At 70.2% G+C, this 24,413-nt stretch carries 21 protein-coding genes and 1 pseudogene; 11 read left to right on the top strand and 11 right to left on the bottom strand.

Annotated elements, in window-relative coordinates:
• Positions 1-74: 74 nt before the first annotated feature.
• Together DTL70_RS14855 and xylB are read right to left on the bottom strand one after the other, a co-directional pair.
• Positions 75-1,388, bottom strand: a complete 1,314-nt coding sequence (locus DTL70_RS14855; RefSeq protein WP_114022392.1) for an ROK family transcriptional regulator — start codon at positions 1,386-1,388, stop codon at positions 75-77.
• A 104-nt stretch (positions 1,389-1,492) separates the two neighbouring features.
• Entirely contained in the window at positions 1,493-2,935 is a 1,443-nt protein-coding gene (gene xylB / locus DTL70_RS14850) for a xylulokinase (RefSeq protein WP_114022391.1), read from the bottom strand.
• A 203-nt stretch (positions 2,936-3,138) separates the two neighbouring features.
• On the opposite strand from xylB, the gene xylA reads away from it, so the two are divergent.
• On the top strand, positions 3,139-4,305 hold the full coding sequence (gene xylA / locus DTL70_RS14845) for a xylose isomerase (protein ID WP_114022390.1): 1,167 nt from the start codon (positions 3,139-3,141) through the stop codon (positions 4,303-4,305).
• A gap of 206 nt (positions 4,306-4,511) precedes the next feature.
• On the opposite strand, the gene DTL70_RS14840 is transcribed toward xylA, so the two are convergent.
• The 4 genes and pseudogenes from DTL70_RS14840 to DTL70_RS14825 all read right to left on the bottom strand — a co-directional run bounded on the left by DTL70_RS14840 (position 4,512) and on the right by DTL70_RS14825 (position 7,108).
• Positions 4,512-5,552: a sigma-70 family RNA polymerase sigma factor gene (locus DTL70_RS14840; protein WP_114022389.1), complete on the bottom strand. Its 1,041-nt coding sequence runs from the start codon at positions 5,550-5,552 to the stop codon at positions 4,512-4,514.
• A 154-nt stretch (positions 5,553-5,706) separates the two neighbouring features.
• Positions 5,707-5,934, bottom strand: a pseudogene (locus DTL70_RS34275) (amino acid ABC transporter ATP-binding protein); the annotation flags it as partial.
• Entirely contained in the window at positions 5,922-6,476 is a 555-nt protein-coding gene (locus tag DTL70_RS14830; RefSeq protein ID WP_425470366.1) for an ABC transporter substrate-binding protein, read from the bottom strand. The gene DTL70_RS14830 and the pseudogene DTL70_RS34275, both read right to left, overlap by 13 nt.
• A gap of 182 nt (positions 6,477-6,658) precedes the next feature.
• Entirely contained in the window at positions 6,659-7,108 is a 450-nt protein-coding gene (locus DTL70_RS14825) for an ATP-binding protein (RefSeq protein WP_245979377.1), read from the bottom strand.
• A 185-nt stretch (positions 7,109-7,293) separates the two neighbouring features.
• Between DTL70_RS14825 and DTL70_RS14820 the strand changes: the two genes are divergently transcribed.
• The 3 genes from DTL70_RS14820 to DTL70_RS14810 all read left to right on the top strand — a co-directional run bounded on the left by DTL70_RS14820 (position 7,294) and on the right by DTL70_RS14810 (position 9,353).
• Positions 7,294-8,166: a helix-turn-helix domain-containing protein gene (locus DTL70_RS14820; protein ID WP_114014882.1), complete on the top strand. Its 873-nt coding sequence runs from the start codon at positions 7,294-7,296 to the stop codon at positions 8,164-8,166.
• A gap of 3 nt (positions 8,167-8,169) precedes the next feature.
• Complete coding sequence (locus DTL70_RS14815) at positions 8,170-8,406, top strand: DUF397 domain-containing protein (protein ID WP_114022387.1); 237 nt, start codon at positions 8,170-8,172, stop codon at positions 8,404-8,406.
• Between the two features lie 101 nt (positions 8,407-8,507).
• Positions 8,508-9,353 (top strand): SAM-dependent methyltransferase, encoded by an 846-nt coding sequence (locus tag DTL70_RS14810; protein ID WP_245979376.1) that lies wholly within the window; start codon positions 8,508-8,510, stop codon positions 9,351-9,353.
• A gap of 21 nt (positions 9,354-9,374) precedes the next feature.
• On the opposite strand, the gene DTL70_RS14805 is transcribed toward DTL70_RS14810, so the two are convergent.
• Positions 9,375-12,440: a glycoside hydrolase family 2 TIM barrel-domain containing protein gene (locus DTL70_RS14805; protein ID WP_114022386.1), complete on the bottom strand. Its 3,066-nt coding sequence runs from the start codon at positions 12,438-12,440 to the stop codon at positions 9,375-9,377.
• A 309-nt stretch (positions 12,441-12,749) separates the two neighbouring features.
• On the opposite strand from DTL70_RS14805, the gene DTL70_RS14800 reads away from it, so the two are divergent.
• The 3 genes from DTL70_RS14800 to DTL70_RS14790 all read left to right on the top strand — a co-directional run bounded on the left by DTL70_RS14800 (position 12,750) and on the right by DTL70_RS14790 (position 15,208).
• Positions 12,750-13,325 (top strand): hypothetical protein, encoded by a 576-nt coding sequence (locus DTL70_RS14800; RefSeq protein ID WP_245979375.1) that lies wholly within the window; start codon positions 12,750-12,752, stop codon positions 13,323-13,325.
• Positions 13,326-13,475: 150 nt separating this feature from the next.
• Entirely contained in the window at positions 13,476-14,276 is an 801-nt protein-coding gene (locus DTL70_RS14795; RefSeq protein ID WP_114022385.1) for an SGNH/GDSL hydrolase family protein, read from the top strand.
• 749 nt (positions 14,277-15,025) lie between these two features.
• Positions 15,026-15,208 carry a hypothetical protein gene (locus tag DTL70_RS14790; RefSeq protein ID WP_114022384.1) on the top strand — a complete coding sequence of 61 codons (183 nt, stop codon included), beginning with the start codon at positions 15,026-15,028 and terminating at the stop codon, positions 15,206-15,208.
• Positions 15,209-15,345: 137 nt separating this feature from the next.
• Here the strand turns inward: DTL70_RS14790 and DTL70_RS14785 are convergent, their stop codons facing one another.
• Positions 15,346-16,128: a hypothetical protein gene (locus DTL70_RS14785; protein WP_114022383.1), complete on the bottom strand. Its 783-nt coding sequence runs from the start codon at positions 16,126-16,128 to the stop codon at positions 15,346-15,348.
• Between the two features lie 110 nt (positions 16,129-16,238).
• On the opposite strand from DTL70_RS14785, the gene DTL70_RS14780 reads away from it, so the two are divergent.
• Positions 16,239-17,153, top strand: coding sequence for an oxygenase MpaB family protein (locus DTL70_RS14780; RefSeq protein WP_114022382.1), 915 nt, complete (start codon positions 16,239-16,241; stop codon positions 17,151-17,153).
• Between the two features lie 127 nt (positions 17,154-17,280).
• Here DTL70_RS14780 and DTL70_RS14775 read toward each other — a convergent pair whose 3' ends face one another.
• Entirely contained in the window at positions 17,281-17,898 is a 618-nt protein-coding gene (locus DTL70_RS14775; protein ID WP_114022381.1) for a class I SAM-dependent methyltransferase, read from the bottom strand.
• Positions 17,899-18,119: 221 nt separating this feature from the next.
• Between DTL70_RS14775 and DTL70_RS14770 the strand changes: the two genes are divergently transcribed.
• Complete coding sequence (locus DTL70_RS14770) at positions 18,120-18,512, top strand: roadblock/LC7 domain-containing protein (RefSeq protein ID WP_114014870.1); 393 nt, start codon at positions 18,120-18,122, stop codon at positions 18,510-18,512.
• Positions 18,513-18,688: 176 nt separating this feature from the next.
• The gene (locus DTL70_RS14765) at positions 18,689-19,657 is read left to right on the top strand and encodes a DUF6397 family protein (RefSeq protein WP_114022380.1); all 969 of its coding nucleotides are present in this window, start codon (positions 18,689-18,691) and stop codon (positions 19,655-19,657) included.
• An 80-nt stretch (positions 19,658-19,737) separates the two neighbouring features.
• Here DTL70_RS14765 and tesB read toward each other — a convergent pair whose 3' ends face one another.
• Both tesB and DTL70_RS14755 read right to left on the bottom strand, forming a co-directional pair.
• Entirely contained in the window at positions 19,738-20,646 is a 909-nt protein-coding gene (gene tesB / locus DTL70_RS14760) for an acyl-CoA thioesterase II (protein ID WP_114022379.1), read from the bottom strand.
• 61 nt (positions 20,647-20,707) lie between these two features.
• A complete protein-coding gene (locus DTL70_RS14755; RefSeq protein ID WP_114022378.1) occupies positions 20,708-23,236 on the bottom strand; it encodes a DEAD/DEAH box helicase in 2,529 nt (842 codons plus the stop codon).
• A gap of 199 nt (positions 23,237-23,435) precedes the next feature.
• Between DTL70_RS14755 and DTL70_RS14750 the strand changes: the two genes are divergently transcribed.
• On the top strand, positions 23,436-24,233 hold the full coding sequence (locus DTL70_RS14750; protein WP_114022377.1) for a metal-dependent hydrolase: 798 nt from the start codon (positions 23,436-23,438) through the stop codon (positions 24,231-24,233).
• Positions 24,234-24,413 lie beyond the last annotated feature (180 nt).

The raw sequence follows: 24,413 nt of genomic DNA, 5'->3' as shown, positions 1-24,413 counted from the left end.
GTTGCGGACGCGGCGAGTAGCGGCCGACCGTCCCTGACACATGACTGCTCTTCGTGCGGGCAACATCCCCGCACTCACGCCAGGTGGGACAGCGGATCGTCCAGCACCACGCGGACGGCGGCATGCGCGGCTCCCAGGAGCGGTCCCTCCGCGCCGAGCCCGGATATCACCAACGTGGGCGGAACGCCGGGCGCCGCCGTACGCTCCCGCAACTCCCGCTCCAGCGCGGGCAGGAGCCAGGTCGCGAACCGGGCCAGCGCACCGCCCAGGACCACGGCACGGGGGTCGAGCAGATTGACCGTCCCGGCGAGCGCGATCCCCAGGGCCGTCCCGGCCTCCTCCAGCGCGTCACGGGTGCGTGTGTCCCCCGTTGCCGCCCGCTCCGCCAGAGCCGTGAAAGCCGCGTCGCGAGGGCCGTCGGCACGCAGGCCCGCCGCGCGCAGTAGCGCGATCTCTCCCGCGTACTGCTCCAGGCAGCCCCTGCCGCCGCAGACACAGCGCGGTCCGTCCGGACGGACGGGAACATGTCCCAGCTCCCCGGCGAAGCCTCGTGTACCACGCAGGAGATCGCCTGAGAGAACGACAGCCGCCCCGATGCCGACCTCGGCCGAGACGTGCACGAAGTCGCGGGGGACGCGGCCACTGTCCAGCCAGAGCTCGGCGAGGGCGCCGAGGTTGGCCTCGTTGTCCACGAGGAGAGGCAGCGCGTCCGCGGAGAGAGCTCCAGCGGTCAGGCCTTTTCGAGCTCCTACGGTGCGGTAATCCTTCCCCCCTGCGGTGCGGTGAGCCTCCGCTCCCGCGCTGGGGCGATCCCCTGTTCCGGCGCCGGCGAGGGCGCCCGCGATGTCGGTGTCGTACCAGCCGAGGTTCGGCGCGCGCACCACGGTGGTCGTCCCGCGTGCGACCAGCCCGGGGACGGCCACCGCCAGGCGGACGGGACGGAGCTCCAATGCGCGGGCCTGGTGGGCCACCTCGTCCACCAACGTGCGCAGACGGGTGAGGATCACCCCTGGATCGCTGTCCCGGCCGTCGGACTCCAGACGTGCGCGGGCGCGCACCTGCCCGCGTGGATCGACCGCGCAGACGGCGAGGTGGTCGACACCGATCTCCGCACCCAGCCCGCACGGGCCTGCGTCGGTCAGGACGAGGGCTGTGCCGGGGCGTCCCGGGCCTCCGCCCGCCCCGCCGGGCGGGGTGGTCCCCTGTTCGGTCAGCAGACCGCCGCGCAGCAACTCCTCGACGAGCGTGGAGACCGCCGTGCGGGTGAGTCCCAGCCGCGCCGCCACGGCCGCGCGCGAGCACGGCCCCTGCTCGGCCACCGCGTGCAGCACACGTGACAGGTTGCGCCGGCGCATCTCCCGCTGCGGACTGGCGCCATGACCTGGCATAGGGGCCGAGGACTCCTTCCGGCCGACAGGTCTTGGTCTCCTGTTGCCGTCGTCGCAGTGAGTACGGTCGGTGCGGGCGGCCCGATCGGTGCGGGCGGTCGATTTCAGTGCCGCATGTCCAGCAGTGTCCTGGCGCCTTCGAGGGTGGCGGACAGGCGGGTGAGCGCGGCCTCGTCCCGCTCGACCGGCTCGTAGGCGGGGCCGTCGGCGGTCTTCCAGCGGCGGGCGACCGCGGCCGGATCCTCTCCCAACAGCAACCCCGCGGCCTGCGCCGCCGCGCCCAGTGCCACCAACTCCTCCGCCCGGGGCACCTGCACCGCTCGACCGGACAGCCGCCGTACCGTCTCGCGCCAGGCGACGCCTTTGGCGCCACCGCCGATCAGCAGCAGCGGAGCCTCACTCGCGTCGTCCCCCGCCTGGCCCAGCACGAGATCGAGAGCGCGCAGCAGAGCGAAGACCGCGCCGTCGTAGGCGGCCTGGAGCACCTGGCCGCCGGTGGTGGCCTGCTGGAGGCCGGTCAGCAGCCCGGTGGCGTACGGCAGGTCGGGCGTGCGCTCGCCGTCGAGGAAGGGCAGGGCGGTGACGCGGCCCCCCGCTTCGACGTCCTCGCGGTCGCGGGAGAGCAGCGCGGCCAGCCGGTCGACGGCCAGGGTGCAGTTGAGGGTGCAGGCCAGTGGCAGCCAGCCGCTTCCCGCGTCGGCGAAGCCGGCCACAGTGCCGCTGGGGTCGGCGGGGCTGCGGTCGGACACGGCGTAGACGGTGCCCGAGGTGCCCAGGCTGAGCACCGGCTGTCCGGGCAGCAGCCCGAGGCCGAGTGCGGCGGCCATGTTGTCGCCGGTCCCTGTGGCCACCAGGGTGCCGGGGGTCAGGAAACCGCCGTCCGTCTTGGCCACCGTGCCCGCGGCCTCGCCCGCTCGGTGAACGGGCGGCAGAAGAGCGGGGTCCAGCGCGGCCAGGCTCAAGATCTCCTCGTCGTACGACCCGGTGTGTGAGGACCACCAGCCGGTGCCTGACGCGTCGCCCCGGTCCGTACCCGCCTGACCCGTCAGCCGTTCGGTGAGGAAGTCGTGCGGCAGGCGTACGGCCGCTGTCTCCCGCGCGGCCTCCGGTTCGTTCTCGCGCAGCCAGGCCCACTTGGTGACGGTGAAGGCCGGGGCCGGTACGCTGCCGACCCGCCGGGCCCATGCCTGCGGGCCCCCGAGGTCCGCCAGCAGACGGTCGCGCTGCGGCGCGGAGCGCACGTCGTTCCACAGCAGGGCAGGGCGTACCGGGCGTCCGTCGGCGTCCAGCGTCACCAGGCCGTGCTGCTGTCCCGCGACCGAGACGGCGGCGGCCTCCCCTGCGATCTTTCCGCACCGCGCCACCGCGGTGCTCAGTGCCTGCCACCATTCCTCGGGGTCCGATTCCCGGCGGTCGCCGGGAGAGACCGTGTGCGGCGCCTGGCCCCGGGCGAGGACCTCGCCGGTGGCGGCGTCCACCACGAGGACCTTGGTGGACTGGGTCGAACTGTCGACCCCGATGACGAGCGGCCCTTCCGGTGCGGTCATGGGCTGCTGATCCCTTCCCTCGCTGCCGGTGCTGTGCGCATACTAATTTGTAAGCAGCCATGACGAATAGCCGTGCGCGGCACTGCTCAGACCCGTCACCCCCTCGTTACGGCCGTCGTGGAACGCCGCTCCCGCCGGGCGGGGCGTGCCGCGGACGGACACACGTGTACACGGGCCTGACAAGGCGCGGGAGAGGACAGCAGATGAGCTACGAGCCCGTACCCGAGGACAAGTTCAGCTTCGGCCTGTGGACGGTCGGCTGGCAGGGACGCGACCCGTTCGGCGATGCCACCCGCGCGCCGCTCGACCCCGCCGAGGCGGTGAACCGCCTCGCCGAACTCGGCGCCTACGGCGTGACCTTCCACGACGACGATCTCATCCCCTTCGAGGCGACCCAGGCCGAACGCGCCGCGCACATCAAGCGGTTCCGGCAGGCACTCGACACGACGGGCATGACCGTGCCCATGGCGACGACCAACCTGTTCACCCACCCGGTCTTCAAGGACGGTGCCTTCACCGCGAACGACCGCGATGTGCGGCGCTACGCCCTGCGTAAGACCATGCGGAACATCGACCTGGCGGCGGAGCTCGGCGCGAGCACCTACGTCGCCTGGGGCGGCAGGGAGGGCGCCGAGTCGGGAGCCGCCAAGGACATCAGGGCCGCTCTCGACCGGATGAAGGAAGCCTTCGACCTGCTGGCCCAGTACGTCACCGAACAGGGCTACGGCCTCCGCTTCGCGATCGAACCGAAACCCAACGAGCCGCGCGGTGACATCCTGCTGCCCACGGTCGGCCACGCCCTCGCCTTCCTCGAACGGCTGGACCGCCCCGAGCTCTTCGGCGTCAACCCCGAGGTCGGACACGAACAGATGGCCGGGCTCAACTACCCGCACGCCATCGCGCAGGCCATGTGGGCGGGCAAGCTCTTCCACCTCGACCTCAACGGCCAGTCAGGCATCAAGTACGACCAGGACCTGCGTTTCGGAGCGGGCGATCTGCGTGCCGCCTTCTGGCTCGTGGACCTGCTGGAGCGCGGCGGGTACGAAGGACCGCGGCATTTCGACTTCAAGCCGCCGCGCACCGAGGACACCGCCGGAGTGTGGGCCTCGGCCGCCGGTTGCATGCGCAACTACCTCATCCTGCGCGAGCGTGCCGCGGCGTTCCGTGCCGACCCCGCGGTGCAGGAGGCGTTGCGCCAGTCCAGGCTGGACGAGCTGTCCCGGCCCACGCTCGAACCGGGCGAGACGGCCGGTGCGCTGCTGGCCGACCGTACCGCCTTCGAGGACTTCGACGTGACCGCGGCGGCAGACCGCGGCATGGCCTTCGAGCACCTCGACCAACTCGCGATGGACCACCTGCTGGGCGTCTGACACCCGCCTTCCTCCTTGACGCAGCGCCGCACCATCCGGCGGAGAGCCGCGCGCCCGGGATCGAGGAGCCACTCGTCCGGGCGCACGAGCCGCTCTTTCGGAGCTGAGGAGCCCCTGCCTCGCCGGGAGTCGTCCGTTTTCGGTCACGCCGGGCGCCGCCCGTTCTCGACTCGGACGGTTCGGTACGGGCGGCACCGCCCGGCGCCTCAGCGCCGGGCGGCGGCCTCCTGCGCGGTCACGGTTTCCGGCAGACCGAAGAGCGGGAAGAGTCCGTCGCCGAAGAACGCCCCCACATGGGCGACCTGCCCGTCCCGCAGGGTGAGCACCTGGAGGTGGAACGGCCGGTAGTTGCCGTCCTCGTGCAGGCTGTAGAGGCCGAAGGCGGGCTGGCCGTTCGCCGTGGTCGGCAGCATGAGGCCCGCGTCGCGGGGGATCGGGCACTGGGCGCCGATGAGCCGGACGACGTTCTCCCGGCCACGGAACCACTGCGCGAAGGGAGGCATCTCCCAGACGGCGTCTTCCTTGAACAGATCGACGATGGCGGTCACGTCGGAGCGCTCGAACGCCGCCGCGTAGCGGTCCAGAAGTTCACGCGAGGCCGGATCCGTGGGCTCGGACAGCTCCTCCTCCACGGGGGCGGCCTGCTCCAGGTGGGCGCGGGCCCGCTGCAGCGCGCTGTTCACGCTCGCCGTCGTGGTGTCGAGCAGCTCGGCGACCTCGGCGGCCCGCCACTTGAGGACGTCCCGCAGCAGGAGGACGGCACGCTGCCTGGCCGGAAGATGCTGGAGAGCCGCCACCAGCGCCAACCGCATGGAAGAGCGGTGCACCACGACCGAGGCGGGGTCCGTGGGGCCCGAGGAACCCGTGAACATCGCGTCCGGGATCGGCTCCAGCCAGGGCACTTCCGGCGCTTCGGTCACCGGACGTTCCGGATCGTCGGTGGGCGCACCGAGTCCGGAGGGCATCGGGCGGCGTCCCCGCTGCTCGATCGCCGTCAGGCAGGCGTTGGTGGCGATGCGGTAGAGCCACGTGCGCAGCGAGGACCTTCCCTCGAAGCGGTCGCCTGCCCGCCACGCGCGCAGGTAGGTGTCCTGCACCAGGTCCTCGGCGTCGTGCACCGAGCCCAGCATGCGGTAGCAGTGTGCCAGCAGCTCGGTGCGGTACGGCTTCGCCTGCTCCAGCAGTTCTTCGGCGCTGCCGAGCGGCCGGTCCGCTGGAGCGTCCGCTGTGCGGGGGCTGTCTGCCATCTTCCATGCCTTTCGTCCGCTCCGGTCGCCCGAGGGCACCGGTGAACACGCGAAGTCGGTGTGGCTTACGAATGTAGAGGGAGGGTCTGACAGCCTGCCCTCCCAGACGCAGCGGACGGAGGCATTCCCCGCCATGGCGGCATGGAGCTTCGCCTCACGGGGGCTCGCCGGGGCCCTCCTTCGGTTCCGCCGCCAGGTTCGTGGGCGTCGACGGCTGCTGCGGGGAGGGGTGCGACTCGTGCTCCAGCACGTCCGCGGCGGCGGGGTCGAGAACCCGGGCGAGGAAGGCGCGGGTGCGCGCGTGCCGCGGGTCGGTCACCACCTGCTCCGGTGGTCCCTCCTCGACGACGACACCGCCGTCCATGAAGATCACCCGGTCGGCAGAAGCAGGCCGAGGTCCTCGAACTGGACCGTCTTGGCGCCGTCGGCGTGCTTCTTGGCGTACTCCTCACCCGTGGTGGACTGCTGGACACCCAGCTTCTTGCCCTCGAGGTCGTCGAGAGAGTCGTACTCCGCGCCCTTCTTGACCAAAAGGGCCTGTGTCGCCTCGAAGTAGGGGCGGGAGAAGTCGAGGTTCTTCTCGCGTACGGACGTGATGGTCATGCCCGCGGCGGCCAGGTCGCACTTGCTCGCGTTCAGGTCCTCGCCGGTCTGGATGCCCTCGAAGGGGGTGTCCACGATCTCCTGCTCGACGTCGAGGTCCTTGGCGATCAGATCGACCAGGTCGACGTCGAACCCGACGACCTCTTTGCCCTTCTTGTACTGGAAGGGCATGTAGGGCAGGTGCGTGCAGGTGGTGAGCTTGCCCGAGTGCACGAGTTCCACCTCGTCCCCGTTGCCCGCGGTGGTCTTCGTGCTGGTGCAGGCGGTGACCGCCGCGAGTACGGCGGCTGTCAGCGCCGCTGTCAGGGATAGCCGGGACATCCCGTTCCGTTGCCTTGGCACGGATCGTGCGGACACAGCGCCTCCACGAGGGGACAGGTCGGCAATAGAGCCCGATCATGGCCGGTAAGTGCCGTGCATCCTGCCATCGCTCACGGGCTGTGTCAGTGGTGCGTGCGGTGCGGAAACGTGCCGTGCGGCAAAGTGTCCGGGCGTTCGGGGGGTCAGCTCTGTGTCCTGTTGCATTCCAGCTCGGCCCACACGGCGTGCCCGGTCACCAGGTCGGAGCCGCCCGTCTGAGCCTTGCGTATTCCCCAGTCGTCGGCGAGCACGCTCACCAGCAGCAGGCCTCTTCCGCTCTCGCCCTCGCCGTCCCCCGGCCGGGGAACGACCGCGCGCTCGACGCGCGCCGCCGAGTCTGCTCCGCCCTCGTCCGTGACCTCGAGGCGCAGACGCACGCCGATCACCCACAGCTCGCAGCTGACCTTCTCGCTGTCCGTGTGGCGCACCGCGTTGGTGAACAGCTCCGACATCAACAGCTGGGCGTCGGCACTCGACTCATCGTCGACGTACCACTCCCGGAGTCTCTCCAGTACGCGGGCGCGGGCGACGGCGACGGAGGTGTCCCGTGCCGGCAAGTGGAACGCGTCGCGCAGTGGACGAGTCGTCGGCAAGCCGCTCGGTCGGTGGTTTAAGGGCAGGGCGTCATGGGGGGCAGCCACGGCTCCACTATGCGGTTCGTCACTCGCGTATGGCAAGGATCAATCTGTTAATTGCAGAAGTGTGGATGACAGGGTGTGCATGCGGGCGGGCACATGCCAAACTTCCCCCTGACGACGTCAGTTGGAGGGGAGCGGCTGTGGCGGATTCACGGACGGGCGGCGGAGCGCCCACCGTGCTGCGTGTGGTGCTGGGCAAGAGGCTGCAGCACCTGCGGGAGCGCGCGGGAGTGACTTTCGAGCAGGCCGGAAGAGCCCTCGACGTCACCCACGCCACCATCCGCCGGATGGAGAAGGCCGAGGTCGGCCTCAAAGTCCCCTACGTGGAGAAACTGCTGCGCACCTACGGGGTGACCGAGCAGGAGGAGATAGACGGCTTCGTCTCGCTCGCCCGGGAGGCCAACCAGCCCGGCTGGTGGCACCGCTACCGCGACGTGCTGCCCGAGTGGTTCAGCGTCTTCGTGAGCCTGGAGAGCGAGTCCGAAGTCATCCGCTCCTACGAGCCGCACTACGTACCCGGTCTCCTGCAGACCGAGAGCTACGCCAGAGCCGTCCTGCGCGCCGGTATGCCGCACGCGCCGGAAGGCGAGATCAAGCGCGGCGTGGCGCTGCGCATGGAGCGCCAGACGGTGCTGACCCGCGAGACGGATCCGCCGCTGCTGTGGAGTGTGATCGACGAGACGGTCCTGCGGCGCCACCTCGGCGGGCCCGAGGTGATGCGCGAGCAGATCGACCACCTTCTGAGGGCCATCGAAAGGCCGAACGTCGCGCTGCAGATCATGCCCTTCAGCGCGGGACCGCATCCGGCCATGTACGGGCCCTTCCACCTCTTCCGGTTCCCCCTCGACGAGCTGCCCGACATGGTGTGTGCCGAGAGCCTGGTGGGCGCGGTCTACTTCGACCAGCGGGACGACGTCAGCATGTTCCTCGAGGCGGTGGACCGGATGAGTGCCCAGGCCGTGCCGGTGGCGCGGACCCGGGCGGTCCTGAGTGCCCTGCGCAAGGAGATCTGAACCATGGGTCGTATCTACAACGGGATGCCCGCGGCACACCTCGGCAGCGAGGGCTGGCGCAAGCCCTGGAGCGGAGGGAACGGAGGCAGCTGTGTGGAAGCGCTGGAGCTCGCGGACGGGCGGGTGGCGCTGCGCCAGTCCACCGATCCCGACGGCCCCGCACTCATCTGCAGCCGCAGCGACATCTCCGGGCTCATCCAGGCGGCGAAGGCGGGCGAAGCCGACTTCCTGGTGGCCTGACCCCCGCCAGGCCCGCGGGAGGGCCCAGGCCGGCGGCGACGAGAAGCGAGCCCGGCCCAGGCTCCGCCCGTGACCGAGGTCGACACTCGGTGAAGAAGCACGTGCCGACAGAACAGAACGAGACGGAGAAGAGCGTGTCCGACGCCGGATTCAGCCCGGAGCTGATAGACACCACCACCCCGCATCCGGCCCGGATGTACGACTACTACCTGGGAGGCAAGGACAACTACGAGGCCGACCAGCGTGCGGCCCGGCGCGTGCTGGACGCCCTCCCCGGCATCCGGGAGACCGCACGGGGCAACCGCGACTTCATGCACCGCGCTGTGCGCACCGTCGTGGCCGAGCACGGTATCCGGCAGATCATCGACATCGGCACCGGCATCCCGACTTCGCCCAACACCCACGAGGTCGCCCGCGACGTCCGTTCCGACGTACGGGTGGTCTACGCGGACAACGACCCGATCGTCGCGACCTACGCCGACGCGAAGCTGACGCACTCCGGCGACGCCGGTTTCGTCCTGGCGGACATCCGCGACCCCAAGGGCATCCTGGACCATCCCGTCACCCGGCAGCTCATCGATTTCGACCAGCCGGTCGCGCTGATGCTCCTCGCCGTCCTGCACTTCCTCAGGGACGACGAGGACCCCGCCGGCATCGTCGCGTCGCTGACCGAGTCGCTGCCCGCCGGCAGCTGTCTGATCCTCAGCCATGGCTCCCCGGACTTCGGAGGCGGTTCGGCCGTCAACAAGGCCACCGGCGTGTACGACAGCGAGTCGACGGTCAGCGCCCGCATCCGCAGCTACGAGGAAGTGCTTCCCTTCTTCGCGGGCTTCGACCTGCTCGACCCGGGGCTGGTTCAGGTACCGCTGTGGCGCCCGGACGGTGCGTTGCCGGGCGCCGACGCGCTGCCCCGGTACATGGCCTACGCGGGCGTCGGCCTCAAGTGACAGCCCGCACAGCGGCCACGGTCAGCTCTCTCCCGTCGCGCTCACCTCACGGAAGGTGAAGGAGAACCGTGCGGGCGCCACCGTCAGCTGATGCTGGGCGAGCACTCCGGGTCCGCACGACTGGGATCCGATGCCGTGCATCGCGTGGTCGAGGTTGACCCACACGGTCTGCCCGGGGACGAGGCCCGTGGTGTGCTGTGCGGCGTCCAGGTGCTCGCTCGTCCAGCGGCGCGCCGTGAACCAGCACGTACCGCCGTCCGCCTCGACGCGCAGACCCCCTCCCGTCGGGCCGCGCCGGAGCTCGGCCCAGCGGACGTACGGACGCGCGCCGTTCTCCTGCGGACGTACGTAGGGGGTCTGCAGTCCGTCCACGGTGCTACTCCACCGGCCCACCCGGGCGGCAGCCGACGTGTCCGGATAACCCTCGCCAGGGCCGCCACCGAACCAGGTCGCGCAGCCGTAGGCCGCCGGAAGCCCGAGGCGTAGGCCCAGCCGGGGCAGCGGGCAGTCCCACGGGCCCTCCGGCGTGACCGTCACGGTGAGTCGCAGCCGGTCGAGCGTGCCCGTCCAGCGGTAGACGGTGCGCAGGCCCAGCGAGGAGGAGGCGGGGGCGACCCGTGAACGGACGACGAGAGCCTCGGGAGTGAGTTCCACGGCCTCCGTGCGGTGCCGCATGCGGTGCAGGCCGTGGCGGCGCCACATGGGCCCTACACGGGCATCCGTGAGGAAGTCGGCCCCGTCGTCGTTGTCCGTGGTCGCCCGCCACACGTCAAGCCGCGGGCCGGTCAGCGGGATGCCGCCCAAGCGCAGCAGGACGCCGTTGTCGGAGGCGAAGATTCCAGGCCCCTGCCGGACGCGTCCGGCAGGGGCCTGCGTGGGCGGGTCCGCGGACTCCTCCAGCCTGCGGGGCACCGCGGGGACGGAGGGGACGTCCCCGGCCGTGGCTCTGCGCGGCGCGGCGGCGGGTACCTGTCCCCAGGCGACGGGATGGCCGCGTGGCGCCCAGTCGGTCTCCCGGGCCAGGACGGCGCGTACGGTCCACCAGGCCTCGCCGGACCGCCCGGTCTCCGGGGCGGCGGGGAGGGGGAGTTCCGCCGAGCCTCCGGGAAGGACGGGTCTTCCTGGCTGCGGCAGCATGCCTCCGCTGATCTGCTCCCCCTCGATCTCGTAGCTCCACGCGAAAGCGAGGTGGGCGAGGTCCGCGAAGTCGTACAGGTTCGTGATCAGCACGCTGCCCGGGCCCGATCCGGCGCGGATCCGCACGGGTTCGATGACTTTCTTGTACTCGGCCAGCCCCGGTGACGGCGTCCGGTCGGGGAAGACCAGGCCGTCGCAGACGAAGTTGCCGTCGTGCACTTCCTCGCCGAAGTCGCCTCCGTAGGCGAAGGATGAGCGGCCGTCTGCGGTGCGATGGGCGAGTCCGTGGTCGATCCACTCCCACACGAAACCGCCCTGGCAGCGTTCGTAGGTCTCGAAGAGGCGCTGGTACTCGCTCAGTCCGCCCGGTCCGTTCCCCATGGCGTGCGCGTACTCGCACAGGAGGAACGGAAGGGTGCGCCGACGCGCGTCCTGCTGCGGTGAGCCCGTGGACGGCGTCTCGCCCCGCCCGGCGAGTTCGACCTCCGCGTGGGAGGCGTACATCCGGGAGTGGAAGTCGCTGTCTGGGTAGGTGTGGTCGCCCTCGTAGTGCAGCGGACGGGAAGGGTCCCGCTGCCGGATCCAGCGGGCCATCGCCGTCAGCCCGGCACCGCTCCCGCACTCGTTGCCCAGGGACCAGACGACCACACAGGGGTGGTTCTTGTCCCGTTCCACCGTTCTGGCCGCCCTGTCGAGCAGGGCGGGCGTCCAGCGTTCGTCGTCCACCGGGTTGCGTACGTCCGGAAAGGCGAGGAAACCGTGCGTCTCCAGGTCGCACTCGTCCACCACCCACATGCCCAGTTCGTCGCACAGGTCGAGGAAAGCGGGGTGTGGAGGATAGTGACTGGTGCGGACGGCGTTGATGTTGTGCTGTTTCATCAGCTCCAGGTCGTGCCGCGCCGTCTCCAGGTCGAGCGCACGGCCGGTCGAGGGGTGGAACTCGTGCCGATTGACGCCGCGCAGCAAAATCCTGCGTCCGTTGACCTTGAAGAGCCCGTCCTCGATGGCGACGGTGCGAAAACCGATCCGCAGGGCGATCCGTTCCTCGCCGACGGCGAGCTCCGCGTCGTAGAGGCGCGGTGTCTCGGCCGTCCACGGCTCGACCTGCGCGCTTCCGCTCCGGCCCGAGGGCAGGTCCAGGCCGAGCTCCGGCACGGTGACCCTCCCGGGCGGATCGGAGAGCACGCGCAGGGTGCCGCGCCCCGTCGTGTGGTCGTAGTCCGCGTGTACGGCGTGGTCGACCAGGCCGCCGGCCGGACGGTGTACCAGGCTCACGTCGCGAAAGATGCCGGGCAGCCACCACATGTCCTGGTCCTCCAGGTAGCTTCCAGCGGACCACTGGTGCACCCGCACGGCCAACAGGTTGTTCCGCGGCCGCAGCACATGTCCCACGGCGAACTCGTGCGGCAGCCGTGAGCCCTGGAAGCTGCCGAGTTCCTGTCCGTTCAGCCACACCCGCGCACAGGATTCGACGCCCTCGAAACGCAACAGGGCCTCTCCGGCGCGGTGGGCGGCTGTCTCTCCGGTGCGGCCCGTGCCGTCGACGTGGCGGGAGGGCAGCGGCCATGCGTCCGGCAGGTCGAAGAGGTGCCGGTGGTCTCCGGTGGGGTTCTCGTCGGGCACATGCGGCGGGTCGAGGGGGAAGGGATAGCGGACGTTCGTGTACGCCGGTGAGCCGTGTCCGTGCAGCACCCAATGGGAGGGTACGGACAGCTCAGTCCAAGCGGTGTCGTCGAAGTCGGGGGCGGCGAAGGCTTCGGTGTGCTGCGCAGCGGTGGGGGACAGGCGGAACTTCCACTTCCCTCCCGTCAGCGTCATCTGGCGCGCAGTGGAACGAGGCACCCACGCGCGCGGTGGCAGACACCCGCTCGAAGGGGAGACATCTTCGTAGTAGGGCACGGGCGAAGGGACGGACGAATCGCCTTGACCGGACGACCAGGAAGTGCTCATGCGTCTCCTCGGTTTCGGATGGACCCTGTCCTTCTCTCTCCCACCCGGCACGGTCGTGGCATGCCTGTCGGCTCATCAGATCGCTTACGGTGAGCACCTCATGACAGAGTGCGTGTCATGATGATGCCGCCACCACCGAGTCAGCCGCCGACGGGCGGCCCACCGCCTCCCGCGCAGCCGCCGGCCGGTTTCGGTCCGCCCGGATCCGGTGGTTTCGGCCCGCCCGCCCCGGGCGGCTGGCCGCCTCCGCCCCCACCTCCGGGGCGCAACAGGGGACGAGCCGTCGCCGCGATCGTCGCGGTGGCCGTCGTGGCGCTCGCGCTCATCACCGCTTCCGTGATCTACCTGACGGGCGGCGACTCGGACAAGGACGAGACGGCCGACGGCAAGCCCTCCGCTTCGCAGCCGCCCCCGCCCTCGGAGCCGGAGCCGGAGACGCAGGAGCCGACCGAGATCCCGGACGACGGCGACGCCACCGACTTCCCGGACCCGGGCGAAGGGGACGACCCGTCCGAGGATCCGGACGAAGGGGCCGGCGACGTGCCGCTGCCGTCCTTCCTGCTTCAGGAAGGCGACTGCTACGACCGTTCCGAGGAGCGTGAGGGAGCGGTCGAGACCAAGGACTGCGACAGCCCCCACGACGCGGAGGTCGTCAGTCGCAAAAAGATCACCGGTGACTACGGCACCGACAGCGCGGTGCGGCAGAAAGCCGACTCGCTCTGCCGCTCCTCCCTGCGGGACAAGGCGGCCGAGCAGCCTAGCGGCACCGTGGGCGGCACGCTCATCTCGTACCCGAAGGCGGAGAACGTGGGCAACGGATTCGACTACGTGACCTGCAGTCTGACGGCGGGCAAGGACCAAAAGCTCGACAAGCCGCTGGTGTGAAAGGGGTGTGGCGCGCCCCCTCGCGCATCAACGCGACCGCTGCGCGCGGCAGTTGGGATTCCATACGTGGCATGGACACGTCTGGCGCTGGGTAAAACCGCTGCGTCTGATGTGACAGCTGTTTCTTCCGTGCCATCCATGAGAGGTCCCATGAAGCTGCGCAGATGGGCGTCCACGGCAACCGCCGCCGCCGTCTTCCTTGGATTGTCGTCCCTTACCGGTGCGGCCTCCGCATCGGCCGAAGAGAACGCCGCCACCGGTTATGTGGCCCTCGGTGACTCCTACTCCGCGGGAGTGGGCGCCGGGGACTACGACGGGAGCGACTGCAAGCGGAGCGCCAACTCCTACCCCGAGCTCTGGCGCACCGCCAACTCCCCCTCCTCCTTCGACTTCACGGCCTGTTCGGGTGCGGTCACCGATGACGTGCTCGCCGGTCAACTCGCGCCCCTCAACGCCTCCACCGGTCTGGTGAGCATCAGCATCGGCGGCAACGACGCGGGCTTCGGCGACGCCATGACCACTTGTGTCACCCAGGGCGAGAGCGCCTGTCTGACCCGCGTGCAGCAGGCCCGCGACTACATCGCCGGCACGCTCCCCGGCAAGCTTGACGCCGTCTACGACGCCATCAGCGACAAGGCGCCGTCGGCCAAGGTCGTGGTGCTGGGGTACCCGCACATGTACAAGCTCGACGGCGAGTGCAGCGTGGGAATCAGCGAGAAGTCCCGTGCTGCCGTCAACGCGGCATCCGACGACCTGAACGACGTCACCGCCAAGCGCGCCGCCGACCACGGCTACAGCTTCGGTGACGTGCGGCCCGCCTTCACGGGCCACGAGATCTGCTCGGGCGACGAGTGGCTGCACAGCGTCACGCTGCCCGTGGACGAGTCCTACCACCCCACCGCGGCCGGGCAGTCCGGCGGATACCTCCCGGTGCTGGAAGGACTGGCCTGAAACACCCCCCAACGTATGTGCCGCCGTCTCGCGACGACGAGGCGGCGGCACATGCGTGTTCAGACCCCGCTCGCGGCCGCTTCTCCCTCCTGCGCCGGCGCCGTTGTCAGCGCTTCGGCCGGGCTCCTTTCCGTCCCTCCTGCGGGCCACCACCGCCCCCGCTGCCTGCGAGAGGACCACCACCGGCCGTCCGGCCCGAAACGCAGCCGCGCGTCCGCCCCTTCGGCGCTCCAACGTGCTCCCATGGACCGCAGGACGGGGAGGGGCTCGTGCACAGGCAGGAAGAGCGCGGGCACGGCCGGTGCGGTGACATCGAGACCCTCCGGGGTCGGCACGGTCAGGCTTGCGGCCTCCTGGGGTTCGAAGCGCCGTCTTGCCCAGCGGCCGGGCTGCGCGGCGGGACGCCCTCCGGATGCCAGAAGGCCACACGGGAGTGGCGGGGTGGGTCGGCGGGCGTGAACACGGCCGCGCAGTGGGTGAACCGAGGAGGTGAGGACGGGCTTGCCAGGGTCTCTGGCACTGCGCTGACGCACTCTTCAAATTTGACTAGTGAAGGGGGTGACTGAGAATACCCCACTCGGAGCCGGACCATGGAGCGGCTGCTCCAAGGGCGGCTGTGGCGGCGATCCCCGAGGCGGCTGTGGCGACGAGAGGGAACCTGTTCGGCCCGAATGGCGTTCAATGGGGTGAGAGGCGGCATCGTGCGCACGACCGACCTGAAGCGCCGCCGGTGCGGAGGAGGGATCGCAATGACCAACCGAGCCAAGATCGCCGTGGGCGGTGTGGCCGTCGGGCTGTTCCTGTGGTGGCTCACGTCGTTCTGGATCGCGCTGTTGGTGATCATCGGCGTACCTGCTGTCGCCTACCTGGCGCTGGACCCCTCGCAGCGGCGCAGGCTGCGCAGAGTCAGCCGTAAGGAACTGGGACGGTAGTCCGCGCGGCCGAGGGGCGGTCCGCCATGCGGCGTCCGCGTCTCAGCGGTGGCGCGCCCGCGTCCTCAGTGAACGGCGCGTCCGCGTCCGCTGCGATGCACGGGGCCGAGGCCTGGCGGCGGTCGGTGTCCGTCTGCTTAGGCGGCGGGCCGTACGGCGATGCCGTCGAGGGCGGACAGCAGGTTCGGCAGTTCCTCACCGCGGCCGACCGGGCGCACTTCCCCGGGCGCCTCGTCCAGCAGCACGAAAGCGATGTCGTCCGTGCGCGCCACGACGCTCCATCCCGGCCCGTCGGCGCGGAGTGTGCGCGCCTCGCCCGAGGCGAACGCCGACCGGATTCGTCCGGGCGGCGGTGGCGTGTCCACGTAGGCGCGAACCTCCTCCAGAACGCGCCGCACCTCGGGATCCGGATCTGCTCCCGTCTCCACGAATTCGACGTCCTCTTCGACCTGAGCCCGCCACTGCGCCCACTGGAGCGCGATCTCGTCCGCCCCGAGCCGGCGCTGAGCGGGGCCCCACTCGGAGGTGTCGGGCGGACAGAGAACCGTTCCGTTTTCCTCTACCGCCGGTTCTTGGTCCGGGTCGTGGGGCTCCGGCACGCCCGGCGCCGAGACGGACAGTGCCAGCGGCCACCCCGGCAGTACGCCCACGACGTACCGCTCCTCGGGGGAGAGGTCGAACTCCATACCGCAGTCCCACGCGGCGACGGCGCAGGCCACCTGCGTGACGTCCTCGGACACCACCGTCCAGCGTGCACCCGCCCGGTCCTGGCCCAGGACGAGCCCGTACCCCTCGGCGAACGGCTTCAGCCCCAGCCTTTCGCAGGCGGCGGGGTAGTCGTCACCCAGTACGCTCGGAAACTGGGCCGGCGTCAACAGCACGGCAGTCAGTACATAGAGCGAATCCTCGTCTTCAGCCACCGACGGCCTCCCCTTCCTACCGAGTCCCGGTGACCATAGCTTTCGGAGGGCGTCCGCAACAGACTCGGCCTTGCCGGACGGACGCCACGATCGCCAGAGAGGGGCACGCCGTGCGGCGTTACGACCGACTCAGGTACATTCTTCGGCTCGATCCGGAGCACGACGCACACGAGATCTACCGGCTGATCGCAGCCTACGAGTTCCCCTGGGACATGACGCGCGCTCTCGAACTCGCGCTGTACCGCACCTACGCGGTGCCCAGCATCGGCAGCCTGCTGGCCAGGACAGCGGAGCTCACCGACCGGTCTCAGAAGCGCTACGACGACACGGCGCTGCTGCTGGACGCGGTGGTCGAGCACGGTTTCGACAGCGTCCACGGGCGCGGCGCCATCCGGCGGATCAACCAGATGCACCGTGCCTACGACATCTCCAACGACGACATGCGCTACGTACTGTGCACCTTCGTGGTGATGCCCAAACGCTGGCTCGACCGCTTCGGCTGGCGGCGCTTGACCGCACACGAGCTGCGGGCGGTCGCCCAGCACTACCGGACGCTGGGACGCCACATGGGCATCAAGGACGTGCCGCGCACCTACGCGCAGTTCGAGCGATGCCTGGACGAGTACGAGGACGCCCACTTCGGCTGGAGCGAGGGAGGGCGCAGGGTCTCCGACGCCACGCTCGACCTGATGGCCTCCTGGTACCCGCGGCCACTCGGCCCCCTGGTGCGAAACGCGAGCCGGGCCCTGCTGGACGATTCCCTGCTGCGGGTCTTCCGTTACTCACGACCGGGCCCGGCCACCCGCGGCCTGGTGCACACCGCCCTACGCCTGCGCGCGCGCAGCGTGCGACTGCTGCCGCCACGCCGCCGCCCCCACTACGCGCGGCAGAATCCGGAGATCAGGAGTTACCCCGGCTATCCCGAGGGCTACCGGACAGCCGGCCTCGGTACCTTTCCGGTGAAGGGCGGAGCGGGCCCGGTCGTGTGCCCTGTCCCGCACGTCCACGGTGAACTCCCGGGCTGAGGCTCCGGGCCTTGTCAGCGGCGGGGGAGGGGGAGCCCCCGGCATCCTGTGCGCCGTCACGCCGTCACGCCGTCACGCCGTCACGCCGTCACGCCGAAGCGGTGCGGGAGTGCTGGGCCGCCGCTGATCACACCGGCTCTCTTTCCGCCAGCACGAGATACCGCTCGTCCTCGTCCACGTACGAGAGCAGTCGCCAGCCGGTGGCCGCCAGCAGGGGTCGCAGGCGCGGCTCGGCCCGGATGTCCTGCGGGGTGATCTGCCGTCCTTGCCGGGCTGCCAGCGCCGCGCGCCCCAAGGGGTGGAAGAGCGCCAGGCGCCCGAGCGGACGTACGACGCGGGCCAGCTCGCTGAGTCCGCTGTCAGGACCCGGGAGATGCGAGATGAGGCCGGCGCCGAACACCGCGTCGAGGCAGCCGTCCCGCAGGGGCAATCGGGCCACGTCCGCGAGCAGCAGGGCGGTGGCCGCCGACTGCCGACCGGCGCGCGCTACTTCGTCCAGCATCGCCGGGGTGAGGTCGGCGCCGAGTACCGTTCCCGACGCCCCTGCCCGGGAACGGAGTTCCGGCAGTGCCCTTCCGGTACCGCATCCCGCGTCGAGGACGGCATCGCCCGGTCGCAGCCCCATCTCGGCGACTGCCGCGGCGTAGGCGGGGCCGTCGTCGGGGAACCGGGTGTCCCAGCGTGCGGCGCGTTCGGTGAAGAACTCCCGAACCGCGGCACGGTCGTCAGCCGAGTCGTGTCTCATCCCCACATCTTCGCGTCTCGCCCCCACCTCCAGGCCGCGCGAGGTCTTCTGCGCCGGGTCCGAAGGCGAAAAGACAGCGAAGAGCGCCCTGATCGGTGATACCTGTGTGACAGGAGCGACAGGGGTGTAACTGTGCGCGACGAAACCGAACCTCATGGTTGCTGACGGTGCTCTCATGGGTAAGGGTGGCACGGCGGATGCCGAGGAAAAGGGGGCGCGGGGTGGCACTGAACACGGGACTTGACTGGTTGCTGGACGACCTGACGAAGCGGATCTCCTCGGTCCGGCACGCGCTGGTTCTCTCCACGGACGGGCTCGTGACGGGCAGCAGCCAGGAACTCGACCGGGAGGACGCCGAGCATCTGGCCGCGGTCTCCTCCGGGTTGCACAGCCTGGCCAAGGGAAGCGGCCAGCACTTCAAGGCGGGGCGGGTACGCCAGACGATGATCGAGTTCGACGAGGGCGTGCTGTTCGTGACGGCCGCGGGCGACGGCAGCTGTCTGTGCGTCCTCGCCGGCGCCGAGGCCGACGTCGGCCAGGTCGCCTACGAGATGACGCTGTTGGTCAACCGCGTCGGCGAACACCTCGGGCTCGCGATCCGAAATAGTCATTGACCTGGCATTTTACAAAGTTATCCACAGGCCGGGCGGCCAGGGCGCGGACGGGCTATCGTCGTTGCCACGCAAGAAACGTGAGCAACGACGGGGGATGACGCATGCGAGACAAGCCCGACGTACGCCGCTCGGCGACGCCGTTTCCGCCCACGGTCGGCGCGGCAGGGAAAAGGGGTGTGGGGAGGCCACCCGCGGGTGAGGTGGCGGCACGCACGGCCGCCCAGGAGCTGGGCCTGCGGTTGAGGGAGTTCGAACTCGCTGTGCAGATCGAGGAAGTCCGCACCGTGCCAGGTCCGCCCGGCCGGGCACGCAGGGTGCCGCGGGAGGAGCTGGCACGCATCAAAGAAGCTCCGGACTTCCCCAGCGGGCTGCGGGAGAGGCTACGCGTCATGGGGGCGCACGAGGCGTCGGAGCTGTTGGACATCAGTGTCTCGCGCTTCGCTCGCCTCGCCAGGGCAGGCTGTTTCAGGCCGGTCGGCCTCTACGTGAATCGCTACCGAGCAGTGGTCTGGCTCTACCGAGCGGACGAATTGCGGGATTTCGCGGAGAACAGCCCGTCACTGCTGGCGGGACGTCTGCCGGCGGGCATGCGAGCCGTGCTGGCCGCCGGAACCGACCACCGTGCTCCCGGCTGGCGAGCGCGGCGGGTGGCACAGCTGTCCAGGCAGGCGGACACCCCGTGGGAGCGGGCCGCCGCCAAGTCGAGTGTTCTCGGTGAGGACGCGCTCGCCGAAGCCGTGCCCGACCCCCGCGAGCGGGAAGAGCTCGCGCGATTGCGGCCGGGCCTGCTGAAGGTGCGTAGTGAGTCAGTGGCCACGCAGGCCATGCTGGAGAAGCTCTGTCTGGCCGAAGAGGAGTCGGAGGTGCGCTGGCACCGGCTGATGCTGGAGGCGGAACTGGAGAGTGCCAGGGCGATCGCGTCTTTCCCGGGAGGTATCCCGGCGTTCCACGAAACCCCTGCCGGTGTGCCCGGGCGGGCGGAGCCCACCGCCTTCATGCCGGCCCCGGGCGGGGAGCGACGGGCCGATCCGGTCACGCCGCGGCCACTGAAGCCGACGCCCGAGGCGTCCGCGCCTCCGCCCCGAAAGCGCTGGTCGCTGTTGCGGCGGCGCAAACCGAAGACCTCCGTCCGCCCGGCCCACTGACCCACGACTGGCCGGGGCGGGCACGCCCGGCCAGTCCGCGCGAGCCGGGGCGTTAGAAGCGGTAACGCGCCGGAAGAGGGCTACGAGCTGCCCCGGCCGGGGGCGGCTTCGTCCGAGTCGGTGCGGTGCGGGCGGAACAGCCCCTCCTGCATGACGGAGACGATCAACTTGCCCTCGCGATCGTAGATCTGGCCTCGGGCGAGCCCTCGTGCTCCCGTCGCGATGGGGGACTCCTGCTCATAGAGGAACCACTCGTCGGCGCGGAACGGCCGGTGGAACCACATGGCGTGGTCGAGAGACGCCGTGTCGAAGTTCCGGGCGCCCCACAGCGGCTCGACGGGCAGCCGCACGGCGTCCAGAAGTGTCATGTCGCTGGCGTAGGTCAGCGCGCATGTGTGCACGAGAGGGTCGTCCCCCAGCGACCCGATCGCCCGCATCCATACGGCACTACGCGGCTCGACGCCCTGCAACTCGGACGGTGTCCAGCGCAGCCGTTCCACATAGCGCAGGTCGAACGCCTGACGGCGCGCCATGCGCTCCAGCGGCACGGGAAGTGAGCCGAGGTGCGCCTGGATCTCGTCCGCGAGCCTCGGCAGGCTCTCAGGATCCGGCACGTCGGGCATCGGCAACTGGTGCTCGAACCCGGGCTCCCGCACATGAAAGGAGGCGGTGAGATTGAAGATCGTGCGTCCCCGCTGCACGGCGACCACGCGGCGGGTGGTGAACGAGCGCCCGTCCCGCACCCGCTCCACCTGGTACACGATGGGCACGCCCGGAATGCCGGGACGCAGGAAGTACGCGTGGAGCGAGTGCACGGGCCGCTCGTCGCCCACCGTGCGCCCTGCTGCCACCAACGCCTGCCCGGCCACCTGCCCGCCGAAGACCCGCTGCAGGGACTCGTGGGGGCTTTGTCCCCGGAAGATGTTGAGGTCGATCTCCTCCAGGTCGAGCAGGTCGACAAGGCGTTCCGCTGGGCTCGGCCCGGTCATCTCGTGCGTTCCCTTCTGGCGTTCCAGGATGCCGTCTCGATCGGCTCAGTGCGCGCCGTGCTCACATCGGGCCGACATCGGTCACCTTGACCACCGCACGCCCCTCCTCGTCGGAGGCGACGAGATCGACCTCGGCCGAGATACCCCAGTCGTGATCCCCGCGGGGATCGGCGAACGCCTGCCGCACGCGCCACAACCGGTCCTCGGGCACTTCCTCGATCCGCAGCAGCCGCGGTCCCCGGGCGTCGGGCCCCGTGCCCAGCTCGTCGTACTCGTCCCAGTAGGCGTCCATCGCCTCCGCCCAGGCATCCTCGTCCCAGCCGGCGTCCGCGTCCATCTCGCCGAGTTCGGCGCACTTGTCGAGCGCCGCCAGCTCCACCCTGCGGAACATCGCGTTGCGCACCAGGACGCGGAAGGCCCGTGGGTTCGCCGTGACGGGCTTGACCTGGTCGGCCCGTTCCTGGGCCTCCTCCGCCGTCTCGTCCTCCGGGTTGGCCAGCTGCTCCCACTCGTCCAGCAGGCTGGAGTCGACCTGTCGCACCATCTCCCCGAGCCATTCGATGATGTCCTGGAAATCCTCCGACTTGAGGTCGTCCGGGACGGTGTGCTCCAGGGCCTTGTAAGCGCTCGCCAGGTAGCGCAGCACGATGCCCTCGGTGCGGGCGAGTTCGTAGAAGGAGACGAACTCGCTGAAGGTCATCGCGCGCTCGTACATGTCGCGGATGACCGACTTGGGGGAGAGCGGGTGGTCGCCGACCCAGGGGTGGGACTTGCGGTAGAGGCCGTAGGCGTGGAAGAGCAGTTCTTCCAGCGGCTGCGGGTAGCCGATCTCCATCAGCCGCTCCATCCGCTCCTCGTACTCGATCCCGTCGGCCTTCATCTGCGCCACCGCCTCGCCCTTCGCCTTGTTCATCTGGGCGGCGAGGATCTGGCGGGGATCGTCCAGCGTCGACTCCACGACGGAGACCATGTCCAGCGCGTAGGAGGGCGACTCGGGATCGAGCAGCTCGAACGCGGCGAGTGCGAAGGTGGAGAGCGGCTGGTTGAGGGCGAAGTCCTGCTGGAGGTCGACGGTCAGCCGGATGGTCCTGCCTTCCGCGTCCGGCTCGTCCAGCCGTTCGACGATCCCGCCGTCCAACAGCGAACGGTAGATGGCGATGGCCCGCCGAATGTGCCGCAGCTGGGAGCGGCGGTCCTCGTGGTTGTCCTCCAGAAGGCGGCGCATCTGCGTGAACGCGTCGCCGGGGCGCGCGATCACCGACAGCAACATCGCATGCGTCACTCGGAAGCGGGAGTTGAGAGGCTCGGGGTCGGACGCGATCAGCTTCTCGAAGGTCTGCTGGCTCCAGTTGACGAAGCCCTCCGGGGCCTTCTTGCGGACGACCTTGCGACGTTTCTTCGGATCGTCGCCTGCCTTCGCCAGCGCCTTCTCGTTCTCGATCACGTGCTCAGGGGCCTGCGCGACGACATAGCCCGAGGTGTCGAAACCGGCGCGCCCGGCCCGGCCGGCGATCTGGTGGAACTCGCGGGCGCGCAGCGTGCGCACCCGGCTGCCGTCGTACTTGCTGAGCGCGGTGAACAGCACCGTCCTGATGGGCACGTTGACGCCGACCCCGAGGGTGTCCGTTCCGCAGATCACCTTCAGCAGCCCCGCCTGCGCCAGTCGCTCCACCAGCCTGCGGTACTTGGGCAGCATTCCTGCGTGGTGGACGCCGATGCCGTGCCGCACGTAGCGGGACAGGTTGCGGCCGAACTTCGTGGTGAAGCGGAAATTGCCGATGACCTTGGCGATCTCGTCCTTCTCCGCCCGGGTCGACATGTTGATACTCATCAGTGCCTGCGCCCGCTCCACCGCCTGCGCCTGAGTGAAGTGCACGATGTAGACGGGCGCCTGACGCGTCTCGAGCAGCTCGGTGAGTGTCTCCGTCAGGGACGTGGTGCGGTAGTCGTAGCTCAGCGGTACCGGCCGGGTGGCGGACCGCACCACAGCGGTCGGGCGGCCTGTACGGCGGGCGAGATCCTTCTCGAATCGTGTGACATCACCCAGCGTGGCCGACATCAGGACGAACTGGGCCTGTGGCAGCTCCAGCAACGGAATCTGCCAGGCCCACCCCCGGTCGGGCTCCGCGTAGAAGTGGAACTCGTCCATCACGACCTGGCCGATGTCGGCGTCCGCGCCGTCGCGGAGCGCGATGGAGGCGAGCACCTCGGCCGTGCAGCAGATCACTGGGGCGTCGGCGTTGACCGAGGCGTCGCCGGTGAGCATGCCGACGTTATCGGTGCCGAAGAGCTTGCACAGATCGAAGAACTTCTCCGAGACCAGCGCCTTGATCGGTGCGGTGTAGAAAGTCACCTTGTCGTGCGCGAGCGCCGCGAAGTGAGCCCCCGCCGCGACCAGGCTCTTGCCGGACCCGGTCGGCGTCGACAGGATCACGTTCGCCCCGGAGACCACCTCGATCAGTGCTTCTTCCTGGGCGGGATAGAGCGAGATGCCCCGCTCTTCCGCCCACCCGGAGAAGGACTCGAAGAGGGCATCGGGGTCGGCGTCGCTCGGCATCTGGTCGATAAGGGTGGCTGTCACGCCCCCCATACTGCCCTCTGCCCCGGCCGATCAGGGAACCGGTGGGTTCCAGGTGATCATCGAGCGCTACGCTGTGTGGCCGACCGGGCGTCAGACCGGCAGACGAGCCGGGCACCAGGTCCGGAGGAGTACAGCGCGGGGGCTCGGGGCCCAGTCCCGGCCGCGGGGCCGCGAGGGACACGACGCACAGAACAGGGCGGGGATACGCATGATGGGACCGGCGCACTCGCTGTCGGGAGCAACTGCCTGGCTGGGGGTGGGAGCCGCTGCTGCCGCACTCGACCACCCGATGCCCTGGCTGGTGGTGGTCGTCGGCACCCTGTTGTGCGCCGGGGCTGCTCTGGCGCCGGACCTCGACCAGAAGTCCGCGACCATTTCCCGGGCCTTCGGACCCGTCTCCCATCTTCTGTGCGGAGTGATCGACAAGCTGTCCACGGCCGTCTACAACGGCACCCGTTCCCGTGGGGAGCGTCACCGTGCAGGAGGACATCGCACCCTCACCCACACGTGGCCGTGGGCGCTGTTCATAGGCGCCGGCTTCTCTGCGGCAGCTGCCCTGTGGGGCCGCTGGGCCGTGCTGGTCATCCTTTTCATCCATGCGGTGCTCGCCGTCGAAGGCCTGCTGTGGCGGATGGCGCGGGTCTCCAGCGACGTGTTGGTGTGGCTTCTGGGAGCCGCCTGCGCCTGGATCCTGGCCGGCCTGCTGGAGGAGCCGGGGAACGGAGCCGACTGGCTGTTCACCGGCGACGGCCAGGAGTACCTGTGGATGGGCGTGCCGATCGCGCTCGGTGCGCTGGTGCACAACATCGGCGATGCTCTGACGGTCTCGGGCTGCCCGGTCCTGTGGCCGATCCCGATAGCGGGCAAGAGGTGGTATCCGCTGGGCACCCCCCGGTTCATGCGTTTCCGCGCCGGGGCCTGGGTCGAGAACGCCGTACTCATGCCGGTGTTCATGGTGCTCGGCGGAGCGGGCAGTCTGGTGGCCCTCGGCTTCATAGGCACCTGAAACGACCCGCCGCGGGGCGGCGCCGGACCAGCCGGTCCGGGCCGCGAGCGCCCCGGTCGACCTCGGACCGGCGCCGGGGCCCATGCCTTCTGGGCCGCGACCGGCCCGCTGTGGCCCCGCGCCCGGCGAGGCCGGCTGTGCCGCGGGCTTCCCGATCCGTCACGGGCCCGCCCCCGGGCG

Origin of the sequence: Streptomyces diacarni (assembly GCF_003323715.1) — a bacterium.
Classification (GTDB): domain Bacteria; phylum Actinomycetota; class Actinomycetes; order Streptomycetales; family Streptomycetaceae; genus Streptomyces; species Streptomyces diacarni.
This window is presented reverse-complemented; position numbering and strand designations above follow the sequence as displayed.